A 13,785-nucleotide genomic window follows, 5' to 3' on the forward strand; every position below is an offset into this window, starting at 1 on the left:
AATGCCGTACGGGCCGTAACCAAGCGCCTTCATGGGGCGTTCCCGGGCAGAACTCCCGTGCCGACCCATGGATGTGCCGTGCCCAGGTTCAGTGTCATCGTCCCCGCGTACAAGGTGCAGGCGTATCTGCCCGGTTGCCTGGAATCGGTGCTGTCGCAGTCGTACGAGGATCTCGAGCTGATCGCGGTCGACGACCGCTCGCCGGACGCGTGCGGCGAGATCGTCGACGAGTTCGCGGCCCGCGATCCACGGGTCCGGGCGGTCCACCTGGCGCGGAACACGGGCCTCGGCCCCGCCCGCAACGCCGGGACGGCCGTGGCGACGGGCGACTACCTGCTGTTCCTCGACGGCGACGACACCCTCGCCCCGCACGCGCTGCGAGCGATCGCGGACCGGCTGAAGGAGACCGGCGAGCCGGACGTCCTGGTCCACGACCACGAGCTCGCCCACTGGTCGGGAGAGACCGTCCGCGACGCCTTCGCGGGGCAGCTCACCGAGCAGGGCCCGGCGCCGTTCCGCCTGGAGGACCGCCCGGGGCTGCTGCGGGTGCCGCCGGTGGCCTGGAACAAGGCGTACCGCAGGGAGTTCGTCGAGCGCGGGGGCTTCGCCTTCCCGCCCGGCCAGCACCCGGACCTGCCCTGGACCTACCCGGTCCTGACGACCGCCGAGTCGATCGCCACCCTGGACCGGGTCTGCGTCCACCACCGGCGGCGCCGGCACACCGAAACCGCCGCCACGGCCGGCCACTTCGACCTCTTCGACCAGTACGACAGGGTCTTCGCGCACACCGACGCGCACCCCGAACTCGCCCAGTGGCGGCCGCTGTTGTTCCGCCTGATGGTGGACCACCTGTCGGCGGTGTTCACCGACCGCGCCCTCCTTCCGCGCGGCAGCCGCGCCGAGTTCCTGAAGCGGGCCCGCGACCACTGCCGCGCCCACCGCACCCCGGGCCACTCCGTCCCGGCGCGCTCCCGGCTGCGCCACACCGTGATCCGCCTGGGTCTGTACCGCACCCAGCGGCTCGCGGAACTGGCCCAGGGACTCGGCCGAGGAACGGCCCGCCCGCTCGTCCGCCTCGCGAAGGCCCTGCACGCGACCGCCCTGCGGCTCCACTACCGCGTCCAGCTCCGTCTTCCCCTGCGCGCGGACCGTGCCGTCTTCGCCGCCCACGGGGGCCGCGGCCACGGCTGCAACCCAGGTGCGCTGGAGGAGGCGTTCCGCACCTTCGCCCCGCACATCCGCACCGCCTGGATCGCCCGCCCGGAGCACCACCACACGATCCCGACCGCGACCGCGAGGCTGCGCCCCGGCACGGCCGCCTACTGGACGGCGCTCGCCCGCTCCAAGTACCTCGTCGCCAACGACGGCTTCGACCGCCGCCTGGTCAAGCGCCCCGGCCAGATCCTCGTCCAGACCCAACACGGCACGCCCCTCAAGCACATGGGCCTTGACCTCCAGGAACGCCCGGCCGCGGCACGGGACCTGGACTTCGACGCGATGCTGCGCGACGTCGACCGCTGGGACTACTTGCTGTCGCCCAACCGCCACACCACCCTGACCTGGGAGCGGGTCTACCCCGGCGGCTACACCACGCTCCCCTACGGCCAGCCGCGCAACGACGTGTTCCAGCGGGCGACTTCGGAGGACGTACGGCGGCTGCGCGAACTGCTCGGCATCCCCGAGGGCTCGGTCGCGATCCTGTACGCGCCCACGTACCGCGACTACCGGCGCACCCAGCACACCACACTCGACCTGGACCGCCTCGTGCGCCGCCTGGGCCCCCGCTTCGTCGTGCTGGCCCGCGCCCACCACCGCCACGGCGGCCCGCTCGTCTCCCCCGCGAGCGGCCGGGTCATCGACGTCACCGGCCACCCGAGCGTCGAGTCCCTGTGCCTGGCCTCGGACGCGCTGGTCACCGACTACTCGTCCCTGATGTTCGACTACGCCAACCTGGACCGCCCGATCGTGATCCACAGCGACGACCGGGAGGCGTACGAGGCGGCCCGCGGCACCTACTTCGACCTGCGGTCCTTCGCGCCGGGGGCGATCGCGCGCAGCGAGGACGAGCTGACCGACATCTTCGCCACCGGCCACTGGCGCGGCTCCCGCTCCACCCAGCTGCGCTCGGCGTTCCGCGAGCGCTTCTGCCCGTACGACGACGGCCGCGCCGCCGAACGGGTCGTACGCCATGTCATCCTGGGCGAGACCGAGCTGCCGCCGGTGATCCCGCCGGCCGACCGGCATCCGGTGCCGTCGGCGGCGGCCGCGCTCGAGCGTCCTCCGCTGACCTCCGTGCCGCGCCCCGCGACGGACACGCCCGTCACCGAGACCCTCTAGGAGGGGCGAAGCATGCCGCGCAGCACGTCCCGGCCCACCCCGACCCGCCCGTCCACCTGGCGCCCGGTGGGGCGGCCGGGGCGCCGGACGTCGCGTGGCCCGGGCGGCCCGCCGTCGCCCGCCGCTATCCCCGGGCCGCCTCCGGATGCAGCCGCACCCATCCCTCCCACGCCGACGTGATCATGTCCTGGACGTCGTGCTTGGCCTTCCAGCCGAGTTCGGTGGCCGCCAGGTCGGCGGAGGCGACGACTCGGGCCGGGTCGCCGGGGCGGCGGGGGGCGACGGTCGGGGGGCGGTCGTAGCCGGTGACCGCGTTGATGTGGTCGATCATCTCGCGGACGGAGACGCCCTCGCCGCGGCCGATGTTGACGGTGAGGTCGCGTCCGGGGGAGGTCTGCAGGGTGCGGGCGGCGGCCACGTGGGCCTCGGCCAGGTCGGCGACGTGGATGTAGTCACGGACGCAGGTGCCGTCGGGGGTGTCGTAGTCGTCGCCGAAGATGCGCGGGGCCGCGTCCTGCGTGAGCTTCTCGAAGACCATGGGGACGATGTTGAAGACGCCTGTGTCGGCCAGCTCGGGGCTTCCCGCGCCCGCCACGTTGAAGTAGCGCAGACAGGCCGTGGCGAGGCCGGTCGCGCGGCCCGTGGCGCGGACCAACCACTCGCCGGCCAGCTTGGTCTCGCCGTACGGGGACATCGGCGCGCACGGGGTCCGCTCCGTCACCAGCGGGACGTCCGGCATGCCGTACACCGCCGCGGAGGAGGAGAAGACGAAGGAGGGGACCCGGGCCGTCGTCACCGCCTCCAGAAGGACGCGCAGACCCTCGACGTTCTCCCGGTAGTAGTGCAGCGGCAGGTCGACCGACTCGCCGACCTGCTTCTTCGCCGCGAGGTGGACCACCCCGGTGACCTCGTGGTCCGCGAGGGTGTGCGCGACCCGCTCGGCGTCCAGCGTGGAACCCACCACCAGCGGCACGTCGGCCGGCACGCGCTCGGCGACGCCGGTGGACAGGTCGTCGTACACGACCGCCTGCTCGCCCGCCCCGGTCATCGCCCTCACGACATGCGCCCCGATGTAGCCGGCGCCGCCGGTGATCAGCCAGGTCATGTACGGCCGTCCCCTCTTCGGTTGACCCGTGTCCGCGCATCATTCTCCCCTCCCTGGAGGGAAGGGGACTCCTGGATCGGGCCGGGCACCACCGCAACCAGGACACTCCGCGCCGGAACCGGCCGATGGGCGCCACCGCGGGGACACCTGCGGTGCCGGCACTGATTCTCGGTGAGTGGCCGCCCCGTCAGTTCTCGTCGGGCAGCTCGGCGTGCACCGCCGCGTCCAGGGCCGAGGTGAGCTGGTCCAGGCGGGCCCGCAGGTCGCGGATCTCGTCCACGTCGAAGCTGGTCGCCGAGACGATCCGGCGCGGCACCTGCACCGCGCGCTCGCGCAGGGCGACGCCCTCCTCGGTGAGCCGCACCTCCACCGAGCGCTCGTCACGGGCACTGCGCTCGCGCCGGACCAGGCCGGCCGCCTCCAGGCGCTTGAGGAGCGGGGACAGGGTGCCCGAGTCGAGCCGCAGGTGCTCGCCGAGCTTCTTGACGGGCAGGTCGCCGTGCTCCCACAGCACCAGCATCACCAGGTACTGCGGGTAGGTGATCCCCAGGTCCTTGAGGATCACGCGGTAGACGCTGCCGAAGGCACGGGAGGCCGCGTTCAGGGAGAAGCAGATCTGCTGGTCCAGACGGAGCCAGTCGATGGCGGCCGGAGTGGCGGTCGGGGACTTGTCCATGCGTCCAGGATAGCCCTTGCGAGCCATTTAGTTGTGCGCAATTGAATTGTGTGCTCTACTTACGACCGTGAGGCGGCCGCGGAAGAGCCGCCGGAACAGACTTCGAGAGGGATGGTCTTTCATGGACGCGCTCTACACCGCTGTCGCCACCGCCACCCACGGCCGCGACGGCCGCGCCTACACGAACGACGGCAAGATCGACGTCGCGCTGGCCCCGCCGGTGGAGCTGGGCGGCAACGGGCAGGGCACCAACCCGGAGCAGCTGTTCGCCGCCGGTTACGCCGCCTGCTTCGGCAGCGCCCTCGGCCTCGTCGGCCGCCAGGCCAAGGTGGACGTCAGCGACGCCGCCGTCACCGCCGAGGTCGGCATAGGCAAGCAGGGCGAGGGCTTCGGCCTCAAGGTCTCCCTCCGCGTCGAACTCCCCGACTCCGTGGACGCGGCAACCGGCCGCAAGCTCGTCGAGACGGCCCACCAGGTCTGCCCCTACTCCAACGCCACCCGCGGCAACATCGAGGTCGAGCTGGTCATCGAGTAGGTCCTTCGGGCGCTGCCTTTTCGGAAGGTCGATTCGGGGTGCCGGGGGGCGCACGGGACCCGAGCTTGATGCCGTGGGATCCGGTCCCGGTGGACCGGGACCCCACGGCATCAGCCGTGGCGGAGCAACGGACAGTTCCCCCGCTTACCCCCGTCTTTTCACGAGTTGACGGAGGCGGCGCCCACGACCGGCGCCCACTCGCGGACCGCGCGGACCTCGACTCCGGGAGTGGACCGGTAGTACGGATCCGCCGCCAGGATCTCCTCCAGCTCGGCCCGCTCCACCGCGAACACCAACATCGCCCCCTGGTCGTCCGCCCACGGCCCCGCGGCGAACAGCTTCCCCTCGGCATGCAGTCGGCCGAGCGCCGCACGGTGCGCGGGCCGGGCGGCGAGGCGTTCGGGCGCGGGCGTGAAGGCGAGTTCCACGACAAGCACAAGGTCCCCTTTCCAGGCAACGAACCGACGCGCCGACGCTAGGCTCGGGCCGCCCCACAGGTCTGTATCAGCCGATACAGCGTGGAAAGGAGCCGTCGCCATGCCCACGGCAGCCGACTGGCGGCGGCTGCAGCACGTCCCCCTGTTCGCCGCACTCCCCGAGCCCGACCTGCGCCGCCTGTGGGACACCTCGGTCCCCCGCCACTACGCCCCCGGAGAGACCCTGCGCGGCCGGGGCAGCCCCGCCGACCATCTGCTCGTCCTGCTCGACGGCACCGCGTCCGCGTCCGCCACGACCACCACCGGGCGGGTCGTACGGTTCGGAACCTGGACCGGACCCTGCGCCCTCGACAAGGTCGCCCTGCTCGACGGAGCCGGCCACACGGCGACCTTCACCGCGCTCACCCCATGTGCCGTACGGGCCGTCCCCCGCGCCCGCTTCACGGCCCTGCTCGACGACTCCGCGGCCGTACGCGCCCACGTCCTCCGGCTCCTCGCCGGCCAGGCCCGCGCCCAGCAGGAACGGTTCACCGACACGGCCACCCTCCCCTGCGAGGCCCGCCTCGCGGCCTGGCTCCTGGACGGGCTGAGCCAGGCCGGAACCGACGGCCACGTCCCCCTGCCGGGCGGCCAGCGCGAACTCGCCGACCTCCTCGGCGTCACCCGCGTCACGGTCAACCGCGCCCTTTCCCGGCTCCGACGGGACGGACTGATCGGCCCCGCCGACAGCGGTGGCGGCGGCCGGATCCGGGTACTCGCCCCGGAACTCCTCGCCCTGCGGGCGGCACCGGACGCCGACGGGCCCGGACAGGGGCGGGGGCGGCGGCGGGGGCAGGAGCGGGGGCAGGGGCAGGAGCGCTGAGGGTCAGAGCGCCTTCAAGGCTTCCGTCGTCGCCCGGGCCAGCGCCGCGAGATACCCCTTCGGCAGCTTCGGGCTGCGGATCACCACCGAGCGCCAGTACAGAGGGCCGGAGATCAGATCCAGGGCCAGCTCGTCGTTGAAGCCCGCGCGGAGCTCCCCGCGCCGCTCGGCCGCCGTGATGATGTTGCTGGCCACACCCTCCTGGCCCTTCTGCAACGCGTTCTGCAGAGCCTCCGCGATCTCGGGGTTGCGGGCCGCCTCGGCCTGCAGGTCCGGGATGATCTGCGAGGCCACCGGATGCCGCAACGCCCGGGAGGTCACCTCGTACAGCATCCGCAGATCGTCCTCCAACGAGCCCGTGTCCGGCACCGGCAGGCCCATCACCGCGATCTCCGAGACGACATCGAGGACCAGGTGCAGCTTGGAACGCCAACGGCGGTAGACCGCGGTCTTGCCGACGCCCGCGCGGCGCGCGATTCCCTCGATCGACATCCGCGCGTAGCCGACGGCCGCGAGCTCCTCGAAGACGGCGGCCCGAATGGCTTCCGTCACATCCTCACGGAGTACGGCGGCTCCTGCCGGGGCACGGCGGCGCGGACGGGTCTGCGGCGCGTCGGCGTTGGTCGTCATGCGGACCAGCATAGGGCGTAGCGACGAAACGGTCCCGTTCCGACGCGAGTCGTGGCGACGAGGCGGTTTCGTCGTGACGCGGCCCACCGCGACGTGCGCGTCGCGACGATACGGTCGCGTCCCGACGTAATCCGTGACGACGAAACGGTTGCGTTCCGACGCTCACTCGTCCTACGCTCACGTTGCGACGATACGGTCCCGTCCCGACGTAAGAAAACGTGAAGAGTCACGTAAGGAAACGGAGGATGACGGGCACGCCGGCCGCACGCGCACCACCCCCACCCCCCGAGTGAAAGCAGCGGATGTGAGCCAGGTCCTCGACACACCGCCCCCGACAGCGCCCCCGGCCGAAGGCGACCTCTCGGCCCTGGCCGCCCGGCACGGCCTCGCGGTCAGCGGCGCCCGCCCCTCACTGCCCGTGTACGTCCGCCAGCTGTGGGCACGGCGTCACTTCATCACCGCGTTCTCGACCGCCAAGCTCACCGCGCAGTACAGCCAGGCGAAGCTGGGCCAGGTCTGGCAGGTGATGACCCCGCTGTTGAACGCGGCGGTGTACTACTTCATCTTCGGTGTGCTGCTGGGCACCAAGAGGAATGTGCCGGACTACGTCCCGTTCCTGGTCACGGGCGTGTTCATCTGGACGTTCACGCAGAGCTCGATCATGGCGGGCACCCGCGCGATCTCCGGCAACCTGGGCCTCGTGCGCGCACTGCACTTCCCGCGGGCCGCGCTGCCGATCTCGTTCGCCCTCCAGCAGCTCCAGCAGCTGCTGTTCTCGATGGCCGCCCTGGTCGTGATCCTGCTCTGCTTCGGTGTCCCGCTCGCCGCGTCCTGGCTGCTGGCGGTCCCGGCGCTGGTCCTGCAGTCGGTCTTCAACGCGGGCGTCTCGATGATCATGGCGCGGATGGGCGCCAAGACGCCGGACATCGCGCAGCTGATGCCGTTCGTCCTGCGCACCTGGATGTACGTCTCGGGCGTGATGTGGAGCATCGACAAGCTGGCCAAGGGCCACCACGACTGGCCGTCCTGGGTGGTGCCCGTCCTCCAGGCCAACCCGGCCGCCGTCTACATCGACCTGATGCGCTACTCCCTGATCGACAGCTTCCACGCCAGCCAGCTGCCGCACCACGTGTGGGCGATCGCGGTGGGCTGGGCGCTGGTCGCCGGCGTCGGCGGCTTCATCTACTTCTGGAAGGCTGAGGAGACGTACGGCCGTGGCTGACATCGCGAACGACCAGATCCCCACCGTCGTGGTCGACGGCGTCGACATCGTCTACCGCGTCAACGGCACCGGCGCGGGCAAGGGCTCGGCGACCGCCGCCCTCAACCGCATGCTGCGCCGGGGTCAGGCCGAGAAGGCGGCGGGCGTACGCAAGGTGCACGCCGTCAAGAACGTGTCGTTCGTCGCGTACAGGGGCGAGGCGATCGGGCTGATCGGCACCAACGGTTCCGGCAAGTCGACCCTGCTCAAGGCGGTCGCGGGCCTGCTCCCAGTGGAGAACGGCCGTATCTACACCGACGGCCAGCCCTCCCTCCTCGGCGTCAACGCGGCGCTGATGAACGACCTCACCGGCGAGCGCAACGTCCATCTCGGCGGCCTCGCGATGGGCATGTCCCGCGAGCAGGTCAGGGACCGCTATCAGGAGATCGTCGACTTCTCCGGCATCAACGAGAAGGGCGACTTCATCACCCTCCCGATGCGCACCTACTCCTCCGGCATGGCGGCCCGGCTGCGCTTCTCCATCGCCGCGGCCAAGGACCACGACGTCCTGCTCATCGACGAGGCCCTGGCCACCGGTGACCGTTCCTTCCAGAAGCGCTCCGAGGATCGCATTCGTGAGCTCCGCAAGCACGCGGGCACGGTGTTCCTGGTCAGCCACAGCAACAAGTCGATCCGTGACACCTGCGACCGGGTGCTGTGGCTGGAGCGCGGCGAACTGCGCATGGACGGCCCCACCGACGAGGTCCTGGCGGCCTACGAGGACTTCACGGGCGGCCCGGACAAGGCGAAGGCGCAGCCGAAGGTCGCCGCCTGAGCCTCCGTCCCGGCGGCTGACCGCACGAGCGAGGGCGCCCCGAGCCATCCGGCCCGGGGCGCCCTCGTCGTCGTATGCCTACGCCGTATCGATCACGTCGTACCGATTACGAGTGCTGCCGCAGCAGTGTCCTCATCGTGCGCATCGCGACCGACAGGTTGGCCAGGTCGAACGCGTCCGAGCTCTGGATCTCCTCCAGGGTGGTGCGTGCGCGGCTGAGGATCGGGGCGTTCTTCTCCTCCCATGCCTTGAAGCGCTGTTCGGGCGTCGAGGTGCCGTTGCCGACCGCCAGGACGTCCGCGGTCAGCGCCGAGTGGGCCGCGTAGAGGTCCTCGCGGATGGAGGCGCGGGCCATGGACTGCCAGCGGTCGGCGCGGGGCAGCTCGATGATGCGGTCCATGAGCTGGGTGATGTGGAGGCGGTCGGCGAGGTCGTAGTACACCTCGGCGACATCCATCGGGTCGCGGCCCATGCGGTCGGCGACCGAGACGATGTCCAGCGTCGGGAAGGCGGAGGAGAACCCGGCCACGCGTGTGGCGAGTTCGTCCGGGACGCCGGAGCCGCTCAGCTCGTCGTAGATCTTCTGGTACCACTCCAGGTCGGCGCCGCGCAGCAGCTTCGGCAGCTGCGACCACACCTGTTCGACACGGTCGGCGAAGAACTCGACGGTCTCGGTGAGCTGGAGCGGCTGCGGCCGGTTGTTGAGCAGCCAGCGCGTGCCGCGCTCGACGAGGCGCCGCGAGTGCAGGCGGATCCGGGTGAGTACGGCGGCCTCGACCTTGTTGTCGAGCGACTCGACCCCGTCCCAGACGACGCCGGAGCGGAAGATCGCGCGGGCCACGGTCTGCGCCCGGACGATCTCCTCCAGAGAGGCGCCGGTCTCCTCGCGCAGGCGGTGCAGGTAGGTCGTACCACCGGTGTTGACCGTGTCGTTGACCAGGACGGTCGTGGTGATCTCGCGGTGCAGCGGGTGGTTCTCGATGTGCTCGGGAAACTTCTCGCGCAGCGCGGACGGGAAGTACGCGTGCAGCAGCGTGCGCAGGTACGGGTCGTCCGGCAGGGAGGTGTGCAGGAGCTCGTCGGCGACCGTGATCTTCGTGTACGCCAGCAGCACGGCCGTCTCCGGGCCGGTCAGGCCCTGTGCGGCGCCGAGGCGTTCGCGGATCTGGCGGTCGGTGGGCAGGAACTCCAGGGCCCGGTCCAGGAGTCCCTCGCGCACCAGGTGGCGCAGGTACCGCTGCTGGGCGTGGAGCATGTCCTTGGACTGAGCCAGCGCGTTGGCGATCGCGATGTTCTGCGCGTAGTTGTTGCGCAGGACCAGGTGGCCGACCTCGTCGGTCATCTCGGCGAGCTGCTTGTTGCGCTGCTTGACGGTCATGTCGCCGTCGGTGACCAGGCCGTTGAGCAGGATCTTGATGTTCACCTCGTGGTCGGAGGTGTCCACGCCCGCGCTGTTGTCGATGGCGTCGGTGTTGATCTTGCCACCGTGCAGCGCGAACTCGATCCGGCCGAGCTGGGTCAGGCCCAGGTTGCCGCCCTCGCCGACGACCCGCACGCGCAGGTCGCCGCCGTCGACGCGGATCGTGTCGTTGGCCTTGTCGCCGACGTCCGCGTGGGTTTCGGTGGACGCCTTCACGTACGTGCCGATGCCGCCGTTCCACAGCAGGTCCACCGGCGCCTTGAGGATCGCCTTCATCAGGTCGGCCGGGGTCATCTTGGTGACCTTGTCCTCGATGCCGAGGGCCTCGCGGACGTGGGCGTTGACCGGGATGGACTTGGCGGTACGGGGGAAGACGCCGCCGCCCGTGGAGATCAGCTCGGTGTTGTAGTCGGCCCAGCTGGAGCGCGGGAGGTCGAAGATGCGGCGGCGCTCGGCGTAGGAGGTGGCCGCGTCGGGCTTCGGGTCGATGAAGATGTGCCGGTGGTCGAAGGCGGCGACCAGGCGGATGTGCTCGCTCAGCAGCATGCCGTTGCCGAACACGTCACCGGACATGTCGCCGATGCCGACGACGGTGAAGTCCTCGGACTGGGTGTCGAGGTCCAGTTCGCGGAAGTGCCGCTTGACGGACTCCCAGGCGCCGCGGGCGGTGATGCCCATGCCCTTGTGGTCGTAGCCGGCGGAGCCACCGGAGGCGAAGGCGTCGCCGAGCCAGAAGTTGTACGACTCCGCGACCCCGTTGGCGATGTCGGAGAAGGTCGCGGTGCCCTTGTCGGCGGCGACGACGAGGTAGGTGTCGTCCTCGTCGTGACGTACGACGTCGGCGGGCGGGACGACTTCACCGGCGACCATGTTGTCGGTGATGTCGAGCAGGGCCGAGATGAACATCTTGTAGCTGGCGATGCCCTCGGCCAGCCACGCGTCCCGGTCGACGGACGGGTCGGGCAGCTGCTTGGCGACGAAGCCGCCCTTGGCGCCGACCGGCACGATGACGGTGTTCTTCACCATCTGGGCCTTGACCAGGCCGAGGATCTCGGTGCGGAAGTCCTCACGCCGGTCGGACCAGCGCAGCCCGCCGCGCGCGACCTTTCCGAAGCGCAGGTGCACGCCTTCGACGCGCGGCGAGTACACCCAGATCTCGAACGCCGGGCGCGGGGCCGGGAGGTCGGGGATGGCCTGGGGGTCGAACTTCATGGAGACGTAGTCGTGCGGGTTGCCGCCCGCGGCCTCCTGGAAGAAGTTGGTGCGCAGGGTCGCCTTGATGACGGTGAGGAAGGAGCGCAGGATCCTGTCCTCGTCCAGGGAGGCGACCTGGTCGAGCGCCGCGTCGAGCTCCTCCAGGAGGGCGTCGACGAGTTCGTGGCCGGCGCGCTGGCGGTCCGGCGACATCCGCGCCTCGAACAGGGAGACGAGCAGCCGGGTGGTGTGGACGTTGTTGCGGAGGGTGTCCTCCATGTAGTCCTGGCTGAACGTCGAGCCCGCCTGGCGCAGGTACTTGGCGTACGCCCGCAGCACCATCGCCTGGCGCCAGTTCAGACCGGCGCTCAGCACCAGGGCGTTGAAGCCGTCGTTCTCCGCCTTGCCGGTCCAGGTGGCGGAGAAGGCCTCCTGGAAGCGCTCGCGGCCGTCGTCGCCCAGGTAGTCGCTGCCGCCGTTCTGCGACTTGGGCATGCGCAGGCCGAAGTCGTAGATCCAGGCGACGCTGCGGTCCGAGCAGCGCAGTTCGTAGGGCCGCTCGTCCATGACCTCGACGCCGAGCCGGTTGAGGACCGGCAGGACGGCGGACAGGGAGATGGCGTCGCCCTTGCGGTAGATCTTGAAGCGGCGCTCCTCGGGGGCCGCGCCCACCGGCTCGTACAGGCTGAGCGCGAAGGAGTTCTCCTCGGTGAGCCGCTCCAGGTGGACCAGGTCGGCGACCGCGGAGCGCGGGGTGTGGTCGGCCTTGTAGCCCTCGGGGAAGGAGTTGCCGTAGCGGCGCGCCAGCTCGGCGGCGTGCTCCTCGCCGAGTTCGGCGTTGAGCGCCTCGGCCCAGCCGTCGGCCCAGGAGCGGGCGGCCTCGACCAGGCGGGCCTCGATGCGCTCCTTGTCGCCGTCGCTGAGCTGCGGCAGCTCGGTGCCCTGCGGGACGCGGACCACGAAGTGCAGCCGGGACAGGATCGACTCGGTGTTCCAGGCCGTGAAGTCGACGCTGATGCCGTCGAGTTCCTCCTTCAGGATGTCGATGATCCTGAGGCGGACGCCGGTGGTGTAGCGGTCGCGGGGCAGGTAGACGAGGGCCGAGTAGTAGCGGCCGTACTCGTCCTGGCGCAGGTAGAGGCGCAGCCTCCGCCGTTCCTGGAGGTACAGGACGGAGGTGGCGATGGACTCCAGCTCGTCGGCCGGGGTCTGGAAGAGTTCGTCGCGCGGGTAGGTCTCCAGGATCTGGAGCAGGTCGCGGCCGTCGTGGCTGTTGGGCGAGAAACCGGCCCTTTCGAGCACCTCGTCCACCTTGCGCCGAATGACCGGAACCCGGCGCACGGATTCGGTGTAGGCGGCGGAAGAGAACAGGCCGAGGAAACGCCGCTCGCCGACGACATTGCCGTCAGTGTCGAACTTCTTGACGCCGATGTAGTCGAGGTACGACGGCCTGTGCACCGTCGCCCGGCTGTTCGCCTTGGTCAGCACGAGCAGCTTGTGCTCACGCGCCTTCGCGCGGGCGTCGGCTGGCAGCCGCTCGAAGGACGGGCTGACGGGGTGGCCCTCCTCGCCGGCGTGGTGCGGGTCGGATCGCAGTATGCCGAGACCGGTGCCGGGGACGGCCGCGAGCGAGTCGTCCGCCCTGAGCTGGTACTCGCGGTAGCCGAGGAAGGTGAAGTGGTCGTCGGCCAGCCAGCGCAGCAGCTCGCGGGCCTCCTCGATCTCCATGTCGCGCAGGTCGGTGGCGATGGGCTCGGCGGGCAGTTCGTCGGCCATCCGCAGGGCCGCGTCCCGCATCTTCTCCCAGTCCTCGACGGCCTCCCGGACGTCGGACAGGACACGCAGCAGGTCGGCGGTGATCTGCTTCAGGTCGCCGCGGTCGGTCTCACGGTCGATCTCGACGTGGATCCAGGACTCGGTGTGCGCGTCGTGCGGGAGGTCGCCGGCGGAGGGCGGGGCGGTGAGAACCTCGATCAGCTTGCCGGTGACGTCGCGGCGGACGACGACCTGGGGGTGGATGACGACGTGGATGCCGCGTCCCTGCCGGGTCAGCTCGTTGGTGACTGAGTCGACGAGGAAGGGCATGTCGTCGGTGACGACCTCGACGACCGAGTGGGTGCACGTCCAGCCGTTCTCCTCCACGGTGGGCGTGTGCACCCGCACGTTGGCCGTGCCCTGCGGGCGCGTCTCGCCCAGCCGGAAGTGGGAGAGAGCGGCTCCGTAGATGTCGACCGGGTCGCGGTCGGCGAGGTCTTCCGGGGCCGTGTGCAGGTAGTAGCGCTGGAGGAACGCGAGCACGGTCTCGCTGTCCGGGGTGTCCGGGGTGCGGGGGGTGCCCTCGTCCGTCGTCCCAGTCGGTAGGTGCCCCCCGGCCGGGCTGTTCTCAGCTACCCGCGCGGCCCTCTCGAGCAGCTCGGCCTTGGCTTCGTCCAGCTTGGTCTGCATTGTCCTCTGACTCCTGTCGCGCGCCGTTGCGTGACGTAGAAGGAAGTACGGCCTCTTCCCCTGCGGCTCGACGCCACGGCCCGGGGTCTCCGGTCTGCTCCGACGCTA

Annotated in this window: 10 protein-coding genes; 5 read left to right on the forward strand and 5 right to left on the reverse strand. The window is 70.7% G+C overall.

Features of this window, described 5'->3' with window-relative positions; genetic code table 11:
• Nucleotides 1-78 precede the first annotated feature (78 nt).
• Nucleotides 79-2,337 carry a bifunctional glycosyltransferase family 2 protein/CDP-glycerol:glycerophosphate glycerophosphotransferase gene (locus tag IOD14_RS39415; protein WP_212672803.1) on the forward strand — a complete coding sequence of 753 codons (2,259 nt, stop codon included), beginning with the start codon at nt 79-81 and terminating at the stop codon, nt 2,335-2,337.
• 124 nt (nt 2,338-2,461) lie between these two features.
• On the opposite strand, the gene galE is transcribed toward IOD14_RS39415, so the two are convergent.
• Both galE and IOD14_RS39425 read right to left on the reverse strand, forming a co-directional pair.
• Nucleotides 2,462-3,442 (reverse strand): UDP-glucose 4-epimerase GalE, encoded by a 981-nt coding sequence (galE, locus tag IOD14_RS39420; RefSeq protein ID WP_212672804.1) that lies wholly within the window; start codon nt 3,440-3,442, stop codon nt 2,462-2,464.
• Nucleotides 3,443-3,629: 187 nt separating this feature from the next.
• Nucleotides 3,630-4,118 (reverse strand): MarR family transcriptional regulator, encoded by a 489-nt coding sequence (locus tag IOD14_RS39425; protein ID WP_123989675.1) that lies wholly within the window; start codon nt 4,116-4,118, stop codon nt 3,630-3,632.
• Between the two features lie 121 nt (nt 4,119-4,239).
• Here IOD14_RS39425 and IOD14_RS39430 point away from each other — a divergent pair, with 121 nt between their 5' ends.
• Nucleotides 4,240-4,653, forward strand: coding sequence for an organic hydroperoxide resistance protein (locus tag IOD14_RS39430; RefSeq protein WP_212672805.1), 414 nt, complete (start codon nt 4,240-4,242; stop codon nt 4,651-4,653).
• 158 nt (nt 4,654-4,811) lie between these two features.
• Here the strand turns inward: IOD14_RS39430 and IOD14_RS39435 are convergent, their stop codons facing one another.
• Complete coding sequence (locus IOD14_RS39435; RefSeq protein ID WP_212672806.1) at nt 4,812-5,090, reverse strand: YciI family protein; 279 nt, start codon at nt 5,088-5,090, stop codon at nt 4,812-4,814.
• Nucleotides 5,091-5,190: 100 nt separating this feature from the next.
• Here IOD14_RS39435 and IOD14_RS39440 point away from each other — a divergent pair, with 100 nt between their 5' ends.
• Complete coding sequence (locus tag IOD14_RS39440) at nt 5,191-5,952, forward strand: Crp/Fnr family transcriptional regulator (protein ID WP_212672807.1); 762 nt, start codon at nt 5,191-5,193, stop codon at nt 5,950-5,952.
• A 3-nt stretch (nt 5,953-5,955) separates the two neighbouring features.
• On the opposite strand, the gene IOD14_RS39445 is transcribed toward IOD14_RS39440, so the two are convergent.
• Nucleotides 5,956-6,594, reverse strand: a complete 639-nt coding sequence (locus IOD14_RS39445) for a TetR/AcrR family transcriptional regulator (protein WP_174269149.1) — start codon at nt 6,592-6,594, stop codon at nt 5,956-5,958.
• A 292-nt stretch (nt 6,595-6,886) separates the two neighbouring features.
• Here IOD14_RS39445 and IOD14_RS39450 point away from each other — a divergent pair, with 292 nt between their 5' ends.
• Nucleotides 6,887-7,804 carry an ABC transporter permease gene (locus tag IOD14_RS39450; RefSeq protein ID WP_212672808.1) on the forward strand — a complete coding sequence of 306 codons (918 nt, stop codon included), beginning with the start codon at nt 6,887-6,889 and terminating at the stop codon, nt 7,802-7,804.
• A complete protein-coding gene (locus IOD14_RS39455) occupies nt 7,797-8,618 on the forward strand; it encodes an ABC transporter ATP-binding protein (RefSeq protein ID WP_123989681.1) in 822 nt (273 codons plus the stop codon). The genes IOD14_RS39450 and IOD14_RS39455 overlap by 8 nt, the downstream gene beginning before the upstream one ends.
• A 106-nt stretch (nt 8,619-8,724) precedes the next feature.
• Here the strand turns inward: IOD14_RS39455 and IOD14_RS39460 are convergent, their stop codons facing one another.
• Nucleotides 8,725-13,677, reverse strand: coding sequence for an NAD-glutamate dehydrogenase (locus tag IOD14_RS39460; RefSeq protein WP_123989682.1), 4,953 nt, complete (start codon nt 13,675-13,677; stop codon nt 8,725-8,727).
• Nucleotides 13,678-13,785 lie beyond the last annotated feature (108 nt).

The organism is Streptomyces sp. A2-16 (genome assembly GCF_018128905.1).
In the GTDB taxonomy this organism is placed as follows: domain Bacteria; phylum Actinomycetota; class Actinomycetes; order Streptomycetales; family Streptomycetaceae; genus Streptomyces.

Bases quoted from the DNA above. Each gene is read 5' to 3' on its own strand.
- galE (WP_212672804.1), bottom strand. From the start codon at position 3,442: ATGACCTGGCTGATCACCGGCGGCGCCGGCTACATCGGGGCGCATGTC.
- IOD14_RS39425 (WP_123989675.1), bottom strand. From the start codon at position 4,118: ATGGACAAGTCCCCGACCGCCACTCCGGCCGCCATCGACTGGCTCCGT.
- IOD14_RS39430 (WP_212672805.1), top strand. From the start codon at position 4,240: ATGGACGCGCTCTACACCGCTGTCGCCACCGCCACCCACGGCCGCGAC.
- IOD14_RS39440 (WP_212672807.1), top strand. From the start codon at position 5,191: ATGCCCACGGCAGCCGACTGGCGGCGGCTGCAGCACGTCCCCCTGTTC.
- IOD14_RS39445 (WP_174269149.1), bottom strand. From the start codon at position 6,594: ATGCTGGTCCGCATGACGACCAACGCCGACGCGCCGCAGACCCGTCCG.
- IOD14_RS39460 (WP_123989682.1), bottom strand. From the start codon at position 13,677: ATGCAGACCAAGCTGGACGAAGCCAAGGCCGAGCTGCTCGAGAGGGCC.